The sequence below is a fragment of the Nostoc sp. C110 genome (assembly GCF_043099725.1).
Classification (GTDB): Bacteria; Cyanobacteriota; Cyanobacteriia; order Cyanobacteriales; family Nostocaceae; genus Nostoc; species Nostoc muscorum_A.
The window spans coordinates 1671696-1686913 of the sequence record NZ_CP171148.1 but is presented as its reverse complement, the minus strand read 5'-3'; the positions used below and the strand labels follow the sequence as shown (position 1 = coordinate 1686913).

The 15218-nt window shown below is 40.4% G+C and carries 8 protein-coding genes and 1 tRNA gene; 3 read left to right on the top strand and 6 right to left on the bottom strand.

Features of this window, described 5'->3' with window-relative positions:
- Window positions 1-12: 12 nt before the first annotated feature.
- A complete protein-coding gene (locus ACFFRD_RS12865; RefSeq protein WP_392483058.1) occupies window positions 13-2586 on the bottom strand; it encodes a PAS domain S-box protein in 2574 nt (857 codons plus the stop codon).
- Window positions 2587-3105: 519 nt separating this feature from the next.
- Here ACFFRD_RS12865 and ACFFRD_RS12860 point away from each other — a divergent pair.
- On the top strand, window positions 3106-8910 hold the full coding sequence (locus ACFFRD_RS12860) for an AAA family ATPase (RefSeq protein WP_392481853.1): 5805 nt from the start codon (window positions 3106-3108) through the stop codon (window positions 8908-8910).
- A 221-nt stretch (window positions 8911-9131) separates the two neighbouring features.
- Here ACFFRD_RS12860 and ACFFRD_RS12855 read toward each other — a convergent pair whose 3' ends face one another.
- From ACFFRD_RS12855 to ACFFRD_RS12845, 3 genes are all read right to left on the bottom strand, one after another.
- Window positions 9132-10538, bottom strand: coding sequence for a lysophospholipid acyltransferase family protein (locus ACFFRD_RS12855; protein ID WP_392481852.1), 1407 nt, complete (start codon window positions 10536-10538; stop codon window positions 9132-9134).
- Window positions 10539-10760: 222 nt separating this feature from the next.
- Entirely contained in the window at window positions 10761-11207 is a 447-nt protein-coding gene (locus ACFFRD_RS12850) for a DUF2127 domain-containing protein (RefSeq protein WP_392481851.1), read from the bottom strand.
- Window positions 11208-11688: 481 nt separating this feature from the next.
- A tRNA-Ala gene (locus tag ACFFRD_RS12845) sits at window positions 11689-11761 on the bottom strand.
- Window positions 11762-11832: 71 nt separating this feature from the next.
- Between ACFFRD_RS12845 and ACFFRD_RS12840 the strand changes: the two genes are divergently transcribed.
- Window positions 11833-12750 (top strand): rhodanese-related sulfurtransferase, encoded by a 918-nt coding sequence (locus ACFFRD_RS12840; protein ID WP_392481850.1) that lies wholly within the window; start codon window positions 11833-11835, stop codon window positions 12748-12750.
- A gap of 291 nt (window positions 12751-13041) precedes the next feature.
- On the opposite strand, the gene ACFFRD_RS12835 is transcribed toward ACFFRD_RS12840, so the two are convergent.
- Complete coding sequence (locus ACFFRD_RS12835; RefSeq protein ID WP_392481849.1) at window positions 13042-13794, bottom strand: alpha/beta fold hydrolase; 753 nt, start codon at window positions 13792-13794, stop codon at window positions 13042-13044.
- Window positions 13795-13859: 65 nt separating this feature from the next.
- Entirely contained in the window at window positions 13860-14372 is a 513-nt protein-coding gene (gene fldA / locus ACFFRD_RS12830) for a flavodoxin FldA (RefSeq protein WP_392481848.1), read from the bottom strand.
- A gap of 462 nt (window positions 14373-14834) precedes the next feature.
- On the opposite strand from fldA, the gene ACFFRD_RS12825 reads away from it, so the two are divergent.
- On the top strand, window positions 14835-15140 hold the full coding sequence (locus tag ACFFRD_RS12825) for a hypothetical protein (RefSeq protein WP_392481847.1): 306 nt from the start codon (window positions 14835-14837) through the stop codon (window positions 15138-15140).
- Window positions 15141-15218 lie beyond the last annotated feature (78 nt).

Genomic DNA, 15218 nt, shown 5'->3' with positions numbered 1-15218 from the left:
TTTTTTGGTGATTTATGGGCGATTTGTTGCGGATGAAGTGAAGAGAGGTAATGTAAACCAGAAAGTTAACCCGCGCTTGCGGTTACTAATAACACCGATTTTGCCGCCATGTGCTTTAATAACTTTACGACAAAGATACATTTTTAAGCCAATGCTGGTAGAACAACAATCTTGGGGATCGCGGACATGGAGATCGAAAAGGCGATCGCACTCTAGTTTACTCATTATTACACCATCATCTTGAATCTGAGTGCGAATCATTCCTCCCTCAATGCTGGCACTAAGAATAAAATTTAATCCTGGTGGATTATTTTGCAAGCTATGGGTGATTAAAGTTACTAAAACTTTCTGCAACAGAGTCCCATCTGCCATTACTAACGGTAAATCTGCGGGAACCAAGTTCTTCAGAGTCGCTTGATTTTGTGTCAACACAGGTTCCAGGTGGGTAACTGTTCCTCCCAGCACGGTGCTAAGTTGCACAGGTTCATGTTTGATGTCAATACCCTGTTTTTCGCAGGAATTAATTTCTAGCAATGAGTTAATCATCGCTAGTTGGCGATCGTTGCCTTGAATCATCCGCTCGATTATTGAACGAGATACTGGGATTGGGGATTGGGCATGGGGCATTGGGCATGGGGCATTGGTTATTAATTCTTTTCCCCCACTCCCCACTTTTTGATTTAACAAATTCTTTAACACCATTAAGTTACCCATCACCGAAGTTCGTAAATCGTGGGCAACTGTATGCAAGACAACATCTTTTACCCGATCCAGTTTTTCAAATTCTTGCATTTTCTGCTGCAACTGTGCTGTTCGTTCTTCTACCTGTTGTTCTAAATTAGTGTTAAGTTCTGCGAGTTTTTGGTATATCTGGCTTTGCTGAATAGCGATCGCTACTTGTTCTGACATCTGTTGTAGCAAATCAATCTCTATTGGCTGCCAATGACGCGAACCTGAGCATTGATTAGCAATTAACGCACCAAATAATTCATTGCCTAGCATCAGTGGTACTGCCAAGCTAGCCTTTGTTTGAAATTTTTGATAGTGTGCTTTAACTTTGGGAGATACTGCTATTTGTGTAATATCTTCAACAACACGTACAAGATTATCTTTTAGTAAGTTTCTCAATTCTTGTAAATAAGCTTCATCATTAGTAGACCAACCTAAGACTGATGGATACTGAGGATCTACTGATTCGGCAAGGGTTCTGACTCCTAACTTGGCATTATTTAAACCAATAAAAACTCTATCTGCTTGCAGAAATTGTCTAACTTCCGTTACGGTGGTTTGCAGAATTTCTTCTAAGTTAAGGGAAGACCGAATTCGCACTAGAGTTTCTGCCAACAAGCGATCGCGTTGTGCTGCTAGGCGGAATTGCGCTTCTACTTGCTTGCGTTCTGTAATGTCGTGATGGACTGCTAGGATCGAAGGGATATTATCTAAATCAATGATTTCGGCTGAAAGCAGCGTTGTAATTATCTTGCCAGACTTTTGCCGAAATTCAAATTCTAAGTTGCGAACAACTCCTGTGCTTTGCAACTGATGTAACAAGTTTAGGCGATCGCGATCGTCTACCCACAGATTTAATTCAAAAGAAGTTTTACCAATCGCCTCCTCTCGCTCATAACCTGAGAGTTCGACAAAACTGTCGTTAACTTCGATAAACCGCCCTTCTTGCAGCGTACTAATGGTAATGGAATCAGGACTGCAACTAAAAGCTTTAGCAAATTTTTGAGCAAGATTTTGTAAGGTTACTTCTGCTTTTTTACGTTCTGTGATGTCTCGGACAATTGCTAGTACTTCATCTTCACCACTCACTACCAGCCGCGCCTCATAATCTCTGACTCCCAAAGGCGTTGCTAGTTGATATTCGCAAGTTTGCAAAGTTCCAGAATCTAAAGTTTTAGCGATCGCTTCCAGGCTAATTGCTGCAACATCACTAGGCAATAACTCTTGCACGCGTTTCCCAACTATTTCTTCTCTCGAAAGAGTGATATTTGCTCCCTCACTTTTCAAATCTAGATACTCGGCATCGCGGCTAATGCGAAACATCAAATCGGGAATAGCATCTAAAATTGCTTTATACCGAGCCTCGCTCTCTTGCAATTTTTCTTCGGCTTGTTTTCGGTCTGTAATGTCCATGACTAAGCCATTCCAAAGAAAATCGCCTGTTTCTTGTCGTTCGGGTTGCGAAGTACCTTGAATCCACTTCAATTGGCCACTAGGTGTAATGATGCGACCTTCCCAATGCCAAGGTTTAAAAGTGGTACTACAAACAGTAATAGATTCTGTAAAAGCTTTTATATCCTGTGGATGAATCAATTTGTATAGCACCTGAAAGTCTGCCTGTACAGCTTCTGGTTTTAATTCATACAAGTATTCACAACCAGAACTAATATAAGGGATAAACACAGAGCCATCCTGCCGTTGCAGAATTTGGAAAATCATCCCAGGTAAATTGGCAGCAATTGTTTCCAATAGAGCGATCTTCTCTGGCTGGAAATCTGGTGATTTGACAATTTCATCCACTCTTTGAACCTTTGATATATAAGCAATTGACATAATATTCAAGGCAATCATAGCCATTATGAGACTTTTTTGGCTGTTGGCGTTATCACTAACAGCATAAAAAGTTCCTCTACTTTCAGAGTAGTTCTGGATGCAGCGATCGCATTCACCCAATCGGGTGAACCAGTTGTCCAAAAACCATCAGTTCACAATTGCTGTACATGAATAGCGGGATGTTTAGTCCAGGCTGAGTGAAGTTGAGGTAAAAGTTTAAGTCCCAAGTTGAATCTCTTAATTTTAGTTGCTGTGTTCAGGAGGAATTTCAATCCTCTTCTGAAAAATAAGCTAATCATCAATCAAGTTGCATCATCGTGTCTTGGCGTAGAGTGGTTTGATTGCTCTAATTCCCTCCTTTTTAAGTAGGCTAAGGGAAGATCAAAGCCTTAACCCAAGGTATTGTTCTATATACAACTAAAAGCGTATCAGCTTGTCCCTATATTCTTGAAAAGCAAACCCTGATTTTGGGAATAATAACTATATATCTGCTAATAAAAGTCAAATTTTTGACAAGCAATCTTGATTATTGAGAGCATAACCATGACAACAGCAATTCCTGAAGTTTATAGAATTAGCGGCTATAAATTAATAGAAATCCTCTATCAAGGCTCCAAAACTAAAGTCTATAGAGCCATTAGAATGGTGGATCAACAACCTGTTGTCATTAAAATCTTGCAAGTAGAATCTCCTACTTTTAACGAACTATTACAGTTTCGTAACCAATACACTATTGCCAAAAATTTAAACATTTCTACTATCGTTCGTCCCCATAGTCTAGAAGCATATCGTAATGGTTATGCTCTGGTAATGGAAGATTTTGGCGGGATTTCTCTGAGAGAATATACTAAAAACCAATCACTAGAACTGGTGGAGTTTTTTACAATTGCTCTGCAACTTAGTAATATTCTCCATGAACTGCATCAAGAACGGGTAATTCACAAGGATATCAAACCTGCAAATATTCTGATTAACCCGCATACAAAACAAGTAAAAATCATCGATTTTAGTATTGCTTCTTTACTTCCCAGAGAAAACCAAACTTCGATTAATCCCAAGGTTTTAGAAGGAACCCTTGCTTATTTATCTCCCGAACAAACCGGACGCATGAACCGAGGCATAGACTACCGCAGTGACTTTTATTCTTTGGGTGTGACATTTTTTGAACTCCTGACCGGAAAATTGCCTTTTGAGTCAGATGATCCAATGGAGTTGGTACATTGTCATATTGCCAAGCAACCACCAATATTAGGAGGCAGGAGGAAAGAAGAGAAAGAAATACCGCAAGTCTTGAGCGATATTGTCATGAAATTGATGGCGAAAAATGCTGAAGATCGTTATCAAAGTGCTTTAGGGTTAAAACATGATTTAGAAAACTGTCTTTGCCAATTGAATAAAACGGGTAAGATTGAGCGCTTTAAAATTGGGCAACGGGATATTTGCGATCGCTTCATTATTCCAGAAAAATTATACGGTAGAGAAACAGCCGTCCAACAACTTCTAGAAGCTTTTGAGAGGGTTTCTCTAGGAAGCCATGAAATGATGTTAATTGCCGGGTTTGCTGGCATTGGGAAAACTGCGGTTGTGAATGAAGTTCATAAACCGATTATTCGGCAACGAGGTTATTTTATTAAAGGTAAATTTGACCAGTTTAACCGAAATATCCCCCTATCTGCCTTTGTGCAATCCTTGCGTGATTTGATGGTGCAGTTATTAACAGAAACCGATCAACAACTGCAACAATGGAGAAAAAATATTCTCGCAGTATTAAGAGACAATGGACAGATTCTCATTGAAGTTATTCCTGAATTAGAAAAAATTATTGGTCAACAACCACCGATACCAGAATTAACAGCAGAGGCAGCACAAAATCGATTTAATTTATTATTGAAAGTTTTCATTCAAACTTTTACAAAAAAAGAACATCCATTAGTTATTTTTATAGATGATTTACAATGGGCAGATTTGGCTTCATTAAAATTGCTCCAATTACTAATGAATGAGTCAGATGGATATTTGTTATTAATTGGTGCTTATAGAGATAATGAGGTATCACCGCCCCATCCGTTAATATCAACGTTAGACGACATTGGTAAAACAGGTACAATAATTAACTTGATAACTCTGCAAAATCTGAGTCAAGCTAAATTGAATCAATTAGTAGCTGATACATTAGGCTGCAAAGAAGAATTAGCATTTCCTCTTTCGCAATTGGTTTGTCAAAAGACTCAGGGAAATCCATTTTTTGCTACACAGTTTCTCAAAGTATTACACCAAGATGGGTTGATTACCTTCAATTTTGAAGAAGGCTGTTGGCAATGTGATATTGCCAAAATTAATCAACAAGCCATGACAGATGATGTTTTGGAATTCATGGCGTTTCAATTGCGGAGGCTGCCAGAATCAACTCAACAGGTTCTCAAGTTAGCGGCTTGTATCGGCAATCAATTTGATTTAGCAACATTGGCGCTCGTTTCTGAACAGTTAGAAATCGAAACGGCAGCTTGTTTGTGGAATGGGTTACAAGAAGGTTTGATTTTGCCTCAAAGTGAAGTTTATAAGTTTTCTATCGGGCAAGAAGAACAAATATTTACTCAACAAAGTTCTCAAAATACTGTATACAAATTCTTACACGATCGCGTGCAACAAGCTGCCTATTCCCTAATTCCAGACGACCAAAAGCAATCCACCCATTACAAAATTGGGATGTTATTGTTACGCAATTCCTCAGATTTGGAACGGGAAGAACGACTATTTGAAATTGTCACTCATTTAAATGCAGGTAGTTCCTTAATCACTCAACCTTCAGAGCAGCAAGAACTGGCAGAATTAAATCTGATTGCTGGACGGAGGGCTAAATCTGCAACTGCATACACAGTAGCAGTTGAGTATTTCACTGTGGGAATTAGCTTGTTGTCGCGTCATTCTTGGGAAAACGACTATGACTTGACTCTAGCGTTGTATATCGAGGTAACTGAAGCCACTTATCTCAATACCGATTTTGAGCAGATGGAGCAATGGGTAACAATTGTGTTGCAACATGCTAATACCTTGCTCGACAGCATTCCCATCTACGTAACCAGAATGATGGCAGCAAAATCGCAAGGTCTTCCATTGAAAACGCTGAACATTGGTTCGCAAGTCTTGCAGCTATTGGGTATTGAGTTTCCTCAACAACCAACTCCGGCAGATATTGGACAGGCAGCCCAAGCAACTATGCGGTTATGGGAAGGACGTTCCTCTCTCGATTTGCTCAATTTATCCACTATGAGCGATGCTCACTACTTGGCAGCTATGAGAATCATGAGCAAAATGGTTCCGGCTGCTTATCTGGCAACACCTGTTTTAATGCCCCTACTGATATTCAAGCAAGTAGAATTTTCGATTAAATATGGTAATTGTCCTGTTTCTGTCTATGCTTATGGCGACTACGGCATCATCCTCTGTGGTGTGTTTGGTAATCTGGAAGCTGGTTATGAGTTTGGACAATTGGCGTTAAACCTGCTGGAATTACAGTCCAAAACCTTTAAATGCAGAACCTACTTTATTGTCTACAACTTTATCCGTCATTGGAAAGACCCTTTGCGCGAACAACTTGTGTATCTGCAAGAGGGCTACCAGAATGGACTGGAAACTGGAGACATGGAGAGTACAGGATTGAATGGTCAAGCGTATTGTCAATATGCTTATTTTGCGGGGCGAGAATTAACTGGGTTAGCGAATGAGATGGCAGCCTATCGCCAAAGTATCCATTCAATCAAGCAAGAATCGCCGCTGCAATATCTGGAGATGTGCTATCAAGCTGTACTCAATTTACTCGGACATAACCAATCTCCCGATCGCTTGACGGGAACGATTTATAATGCTGAACAACGATTATCCCTTAATCAAGCAACTCAAGACCGAACGGGATTTTTTCATTGGCAAGTTAATCAAACGATTCTCTGGTATTTGTTTGGGCAATATCAAGAAGCTGCCCAGCAGTCTGCCCAGGCAAAGCAATACTTAGATGCTGGTATCGCCCAATTCGGTGTCGCTTTGTATTTTTTCTATGATTCTTTGATTCATCTGTCACTTTACAAAGCTGCAACTGAGTCAGAACAGCAACAGATTCTGGCCCAAGTTGAGGCTAATCAAGAGAAAATGCAAAGATGGGCAGCACTAGCTCCTTGTAATCATCAACACCGTTGGGATTTAGTAGAGGCCGAACGGTTTGCAATTCTGAGCGAGCGCACTATGGCAATTGAATTTTACGATCGCGCGATCGCTAAAGCCAAGGAAAACGGCTTCCTCCAAGATGAAGCCCTCGCTAACGAACTCGCCGCCAAATTTTACCTCAACTGGGACAAAGAAAAAGTCGCCCAAGCCTATATGCAGACAGCTTATTCTTGCTATGCCCGGTGGGGAGCCAAAGCCAAGACGGATGACTTAGAAAAACGCTACTTTGAATTGCTGCGTCCAATTTTGCAACAAGTAGTACAAACCCTAAATCCATTAGAAACCTTAGCAACAATTGCTAACCCAGTCCACGCATTGACTCATACCGCAACTTCTTCTGGTATTAGCATTAACAACATCCTTGACTTTAGTTCCATCCTTAGAGCGTCACAAACTCTTTCTGCAACAATTCAACTCGATGAATTTTTACAGCAACTTACCCAAATTATCCTCGAAAATGCTGGTGCTGATAAATGTGCGCTGCTTTTACCTGAAGATGATAAATGGCAAATCCGCGCAATTACTAGCTTTGATAGCACCAGCTTACAGTCAGAACCGCTCGAAAATAATCCTAATGTTCCCATTGCGCTAATTCAGTATGTAAAAAATACAGCTAGTGTGGTTGTGATTGACGATCTCAAAACTCATTTACCAATAATTGATGATTATTTAAGCCAACATCAACCCAAGAGTGTGCTGTGTTTACCTGTACTCAGCCAGGGGCGTTTAGTCGGAATTTTATACTTAGAAAATAATTTGACAAGTGGGGTATTTACCCGCGATCGCATTTTAGTGTTGAATTTTCTTTGTACTCAAGCGGCAATTTCTCTCGAAAATGCTCGACTATACGCAAATCTTCAGCAAAGCGAAGCCCGTTTCCAGAAAGTTACCGATAATGTTCCTGGAGCAATTTACCAACTCCATGTCACACCAGAACATTTGGTTTCTATGCCCTATATAAGTTCTGGCTGTTATAACCTTTATGAAGTGACAGCAGAGGAAATAATCAGCGGACAGCAAAATCCTCGTTTTCTTGAACATCCTGATGACATTGCAGGCATCAATCAGGCAATGAGGGAATCTGCTCAAAGCTTTACACCGTTTGTTCACGAATGGCGAATCATCACGCCATCAGGAACGATGAAATGGGTACAAGCGGCATCTCGTCCAGAGCAACAAGATGATGGTTCAATTGTTTGGGATGGTTTAATTTTAGACATTAGCGATCGCAAAGCTGCCGAAGCTGTCGTCCAGCAAAAATCCCAACAACTAGAACAAGCCATTGAAGATTTACAAAAAGCTCAATTACAAATTGTCCAAAGTGAAAAAATGTCTGCTCTGGGGAACTTAGTTGCAGGTGTCGCCCACGAAATCAATAACCCAATTGGGTTTATCGCAGGAAATGTCAACGAAGCAAGGCTAGGATTAGAAGATATCATTGAGCATTTGCAATTGTACCGTTCTGGGGTATCTCCAACAGAAATTGAACAACATGCCCAGGAGATTGAGATTGATTATCTCGTGGAAGATATACCTAAAATGATTGAGTCAATGGATGTCGGGTGCGATCGCATTAAAAATATTAGTACTAGTTTGCGAACTTTCTCGCGGGCAGATAAGGATTACAAAGTTCCCTTTAACATCCACGAAGGTATTGATAGCACTATTTTAATTTTGAAACATCGCCTCAAGGCTAACGAAAAACATCCGGCAATTGAAGTCATTACCAACTACGGAAATATTCCCGAAGTAGAATGCTTTCCTGGACAACTTAATCAGGTATTTATGAATTTGCTGGCAAATGCTATTGATGCGTTAGAAGAATCAAACCAAGGATATAGCTTTGAAGAAATTGCAGTTAATCCTAACTGTATCACTATTACAACATCAATACATAATGATACTCACGTCAAAATTCAAATCTCTGATAACGGTATTGGCATGAATGATGATGTCAAAAAGCGCATTTTTGAGCATTTATTTACAACTAAACTTGTAGGTAAAGGTACAGGATTAGGATTAGCGATCGCTCGACAAATTATAGTTGAAAAACATGAAGGTACTTTGAAAGTAAATTCTACTTTTGGACAAGGTTCTGAGTTTGAGATAACACTACCAATCGGGAATTGACATCACTATAGGCAGGAGGCAGAGGGCAGAGGGCAGGAGTGTGGGAGGTGTGGGAGGTGTGGGAGGTGTGGGAGGATGGGGAAGAAATGGAGGTGTGGGAGGATGAGGAGGTCTGGGAAGAAATCTTACCTCCCACACTTCCCACACTCCCCACACTCCCCTGCCTACAGTATCGTGAGAAATCCGGGAGTTTTCCTGCCTCCTGCCTGCTTCAATTACGCCTAGTTAATCATCTTCTCTAAAGCAATTTGCAAATCTTTTGTCAAATCGCTTACACCTTGTCTAGTTGCATAGCGATCGCCCTGAGAATTGCGAAAGCGTTCAGTAACTGAAATTGGCTCTCCCACAGTGATATGTGCCTTTCGCAAACCTAAGCGAGGTCGCCCTGGAAGTGTTGTATCTTGAATTCGAGAAAGCATATCGAATACAAGTAACGCTGTTTCTGCAAACCTTTCTGCTGTCGGTTTTTCTTGAATATAAGTAGCTGTGACTGCAACAAAACTTTCCACTATCCGCATGTGCCGCATTCGCAAGTCTGCTTCCTCAGCAATCCAGTCTGCCAAACCGCGTTTAAAGGGTGGTAAAGCATTGATATCTGGCAAATCTTCTCGGTAAATGTAATTCCAACCAGCCTCTTCCAAGCGGCGACAACGGTCAATAAAGTTACCCTGTGCCTGAACTCCAAAATATTGCTCAGTAACTTGTAAAGCCTTATCCAGCAAGCAATGAAGCCGGGCAATTAATACCTGATTTGGGCTAGCAGATTCATCAGTTGAGCTGGTTTTTGGGATGTCTTGATGATAGAAGCGACGATAAAATTCTTCCATCTCAGTAATAAGATATTCAGCCAACCTACAGAGGCGTTGATAGTAAATCTCTTCTTGAGTGCCCCGATCAATTTCCTTAACTGCCAAGCCGCTATCAGTTTCTAACTTACTCAACAGCCAATCCAGTTTAGACCAAGGTGGCTCGACGTAGCGATACTGGATAGCGATCGGCACAATAATCACAGTTTCAGTGCGACTGGCTTTTTGTAAATCTTCTACACACCAGAACCCCATTTGAGCAACGCCTGGTTCTAGTGGGCTAACAATACCACTATGACCATTAGTACCGCCTTCTGGTGCTACTGCGATCGGTAATTCGCCATTAGCAAACAACTCCCGTGCAGTTTGGATCGCTTGCCGATCTAGTCGTCTACCGCGATGAACCGGCACACCTCCCACCCGTGAAAATAACCAACCAAGCCAATTTCCAGCCCAAACCGTCATACCCCGGTCATAGAGAAAATAACTGTGAACAAGGGATTGCAGCAAAATACCTTCCTCACGGGCAACTCGTGGCACAATGCGAGAAAGCAAATACAGCATACACAGAGGATCTTCCACCTCTGGGTGACGGAATGCTAACAAAAAGCGAATTTTTCCAGCCTGGAATTGTTGATAAAGTTCAGCTAATACCTCAACATTTTGGGCTTCAATACCGACAATCCCAGCCGTTAGCCAAGGGCGAGTGCGAAACCGTAGTGCGATCGGCAGTAACCACCGAACAATCTGGAGTACCAACGGATTAAACCGTTGAGTAATAAATTTCAGTGGTGGTTGAGTAGACTGAATCGATCTAGGCAAGTCGCTCTCCAGATTGTGTTTTTAGCGATTGTACAACGTACTGAGTGAAAAGATTCACAAGTACTACTTCTTAATCAAGACTCAGCACTAAGAAACTCTTCAAAGATATTAGGACTTACGCAAAATATCTCTCAAACTCTTATTTCTCCGCGTCCTCTGCGCCTCTGTGGTTCGTTATTCCGTAACTCCTAAATATATATATCCTAAGTATCGAATAAAAAATTACTTTGAATGTTTAGGAAAATTTCGGAGTAAATATCCAAATACAGCTAGATTTAACAAAAAGATGAATATTTTTATAAGAGATATTCCCCGAATTAATTCATAAACTTCTGGTGGAATACTGATACCGACAAGCCCCAATACCAAGACATGGGCCCAACGCTTCTCGTACCATAAACCAAGGGCTTCAATAGTAGTAACAATAGCATAAACTCCTGCTCCAATGCCGCTAAATGCCAAAGTTCTAGGATTTAAGTTGATAACTTTCTTTAAAATCCAATCAATAATTATCGATTTACCTTCTAAAACATAATTTTCTGAGAAAGCCTCTAGAGTTTGATAATTTTTTAATGTCAATAATAAAGCAATAGAAGTAACCATAAGTAGCAAGGCAGCAAATGATTTGTAGACAACAATTGCCACTAACCCTAATGGACGCTTTTTCAAACAACCCCCTAAAAGTATAGATAAGTCAAACTTTGATTAACTGCCTCTGGATGATACCAACTAAGACGTTTATTGTAGCAACACTTTATCGTCCCATCTTTCCACATTTTGTAACCAGTAAATCAAGTGTTAATACTACCGATTAAAGTGTGGAATGTGGATTATAACTCCAAAACAAAAATATTATTGCGGAAGATTTAGTTAAGGCTGCTGTCATTGCTAACAAATTCAACCGCAAATTTTGAACCTCAAAATTACCTACGTTTTGTCAGGTAACAGTTGACTTCATGATATAGAGATTTTTCTAACTTAAGTACAGCTTTCAAAATAAGACGATTGGATGTAATACTAACTTACCTATCTCTTAACTTTTCGCCTAATAATTGCCAAACCCCATTCCGTACTAGATTAAGGGATTTTGATTGAGGTGTGTTTTATTTGGGTATTACTAGCGATCGTACTTGAGATAAATTATATCCAATGGAGGTTAGCGGACTCGAACCGCTGACATCCTGCTTGCAAAGCAGGCGCTCTACCAACTGAGCTAAACCCCCATAAAATTAAAATAGCAGGCAACTTCGTTTGACGTTGCTATTGTAACTTATATTATTTTGTTACTAAAGGGATGAATTCAGAAAACACTCAGATTATTGCAGCATTGTATAAATTTGTCAAGCTGCCAGATTTTGCCGAGAAACGAGATCCTCTGCTGTCTTACTGCCAAGCGCAAGGTGTCAAAGGGACAATTTTGTTGGCACAAGAAGGCATTAACGGTACAATTGCGGGTTCGCGTCAGGCGATTGATTCTGTTCTCTGGTTTCTGCGTAGTGACCCCCGTTTAGCAGACCTAGAATACAAAGAGTCCTATACTGAAACTCCACCTTTTGAGCGGATGAAGGTGCGGTTGAAGTCAGAAATTGTCACTTTGGGGTTGCCTGAAATTGATCCAACTGAGAAAGTTGGCACTTATGTCAGTCCCCAAGAATGGAATGATTTGATTTGCGATCCAGAAGTAACTGTGATTGACACTCGCAATGATTATGAGGTGAATATCGGTACTTTTCAAGGAGCAGAAAATCCCCAAACTAGCTCATTCCGAGAATTTCCCGATTATGTGGTACAGAACCTCGACCCAACTAAACACAAAAAGGTTGCCTTGTTTTGTACAGGTGGCATTCGCTGTGAAAAGGCTTCATCTTTCATGCTTGCCCAAGGTTTTGCAGAAGTTTATCATCTCAAAGGCGGCATTCTCAAGTATCTAGAAGAAGTTCCGGCACAAGAAAGTTTATGGCAAGGTGAATGTTTTGTCTTTGACGAACGGGTAGCTGTCAGTCATGGGTTGCAGGAAGGGAGTTATGAGTTGTGTTTCTGTTGTGGGTATCCAATTTCTGAAGAAGATAAAATATCTCCAAAATATGAGCAGGGTATCTCCTGTGCCTATTGTTTTGATAGCCTCACCGAGGAGAAAAGAGCGCGTCAACAGGAAAAATGGCGGCACTACCAAACCCAAGTTGCTAATTCCAAAAATCGGGATGTAAGCTAATGGATTTTAGGTTTGTGTAGAGGGGATCTAATACCATTTCTGTTTCAATACCGATTCTGTATGAAGATGCGCTAAACCATATTTAAGTATTAGAAAGAAAACGAACCGCCAAGGACGCAAAGGACACAAAGAAAGAAAGAAGAAGTTAAAAGGGTTTGGCGCAACCTCACAACGAAATGGTACAAAATGCGCTTATAAGAGTTATGCAAAACTACAGGCTGTAGGGGCAATTCATGAATTACCCCTACGTGAATCAAGCGTAGCCTCACATAGAATCTCTCTAGTCTTAACTTAATTTGTAGAAGTGCTAAAAGATAGTGCAGATGCCTCTAGCAAATGCGAAGGGTGGCGTTTCCAAAAACTCAAAATCTCTTCGCCAACCTGTTGAGGATAGAAGTAGTGAAAAAAATGATACCCTTGTGGGCATTCCCAGAGTTTATCTTCTGGCTTCAACCAATTGAACCAGTCATGCAATACAGTTGGGTTGACTACCGGATCGCTCTTGCTACCACATACCATCATTGGCATAGAAACTCCACCCTTGGGTAAATAAACCAACTTAAACAAAGAGTGTTGTGAGGGAGATTGTTCTAAATCTTTATCTAAGGCAGCTACTAACTTCTTAGTGGTATGAGTTGGTTGATTTCCAAAAAGACTACGAACGGTGCTTGCTAAAACTAGCTCACGGCTGATACTAAAAAGTTGTCGTTGAAAGTAATAGTGAGCTTGCCAATTGTTTGCAGGTTGAGCTGCTACAGCCAGGAGAGTTAGCGATCGCACTTTTTGGGGAAATCGCCGAGCAAAGGTTAAAGCGATCGCACCACTCATCCCATGTCCCGCTAAATGTACGGGGCGATCGCGCCATTCTAAAAAATCATACAGCAACTCCACAGCTTGATCTATAGAACTCGCTTCATCTTTGGTTTGTTGGTATTCCCACTGGGCAATTCTCATATACCCAGATAAGTAATCAAGTAACGGTTTATCAAAACGCTTCAAAATAGGACTTGCATTTAACCACAGAACATCAAATGAATCAGACATAAATTACCTATAATTTCTAAATTACCAATAGTAGGGGCTTACAGCTAGCTGTAAGCCCCTAATTTCTACAAACCAAATTCTGTTTTCAACTGAGCAACCCAAGTTTTAATTCGCTCGTCTGTAAGATCAGATTGACTACCTTCATCAAGTGCCAGACCAACAAACTTGCCATTTTTCAAAGCTCTAGAATTCTCAAATTCATAACCCTCTGTTGACCAGTAACCAACAGTTTTACCGCCGCGCTGGGAAATTTTTTCTTCTAGAATTCCCATTGCATCCTGGAAATTATCGGCATAGCCATATTGATCTCCATCACCAAAATAGGCAACTAACTTACCGCTAAAATCTATTTCATCCAGATCGGAATAAAAGCCTTCCCAATCGCTCTGAAGTTGACCAATATCCCAAGTTGGAGAGCCAATAATCAGCAATTCATACTCATCAAAAGTGGTAGTATCCGCCTCGTAGATGGGATGTAATGTCACAAGATCGCCACCAAACTCATCCCGAATTTTTTCAGCATCAGATTCAGTGTTGCCAGTTTGAGTACCGTAGAACAGACCGATTTTTTTTGACATATTGCCACCTGTATATGAATTTGGAACGCAATAATTTACGCAAGGATACTTATTGGCCTTGCTTGTTGAAATATATTTTTAGCTTAATGAATATCTATCTCAATAAGCTTGGAGATATCCTACCAAATTTATTGATAGTTTTTATCATTTATACTAAATTAAGTTTTGTAAAGGATTTCAGGGAATAAACCGGAAAAGCGGGCGGCGCTTCATTCCAACTCAATCAGGAGCGGGGCAATACGGTTCAAATGGCTACTGGCAAAAATTTTTGGTTTTCGAGACGGCGATAAATCGCCGTCTCTACAAGTGTTTTGGTCTTATCTAAACTGTATTGAGGAGTAGGCTACAAACCGACTTCTTGTAAATGGCTTACGATATCCTCACACAACATTCAAGATATTTACTGGTTTCAAAAGCTACATCGGTCAAAGAAGCTAGAGAGAGTAAATTTTGTGTGCATTTATGAAATTAATCCAAATAATAAAAGTAGCTGTAATTCCTGTTTTAACGGTATTGAGCTTGTTGTCTGCATCAAATAAAGCGCTAGCTGACTATTTAACTAGTCAGGGTTCAGGAGGTGATTACCGTTATGAATTATGGGCTACTGATAATAATGATTACTATTTGAAAGTTTGGTCATCTGAAGCAAGTCAAAACAGTGACGCTTACTCGACAACTAGAGCATTCACCTCTACTAGGGAAGCTCTAATTTATTTTGATTGCAAATATGTAGGCAAAAATTTACCCGAATGTCAGAATGTCCAATGATAATTTTGAACCCATCTCGGCATAATTCGTTATTTATTGTAATGAAGCTTGGGATTCGCTAACGTAATTCGTAATTGA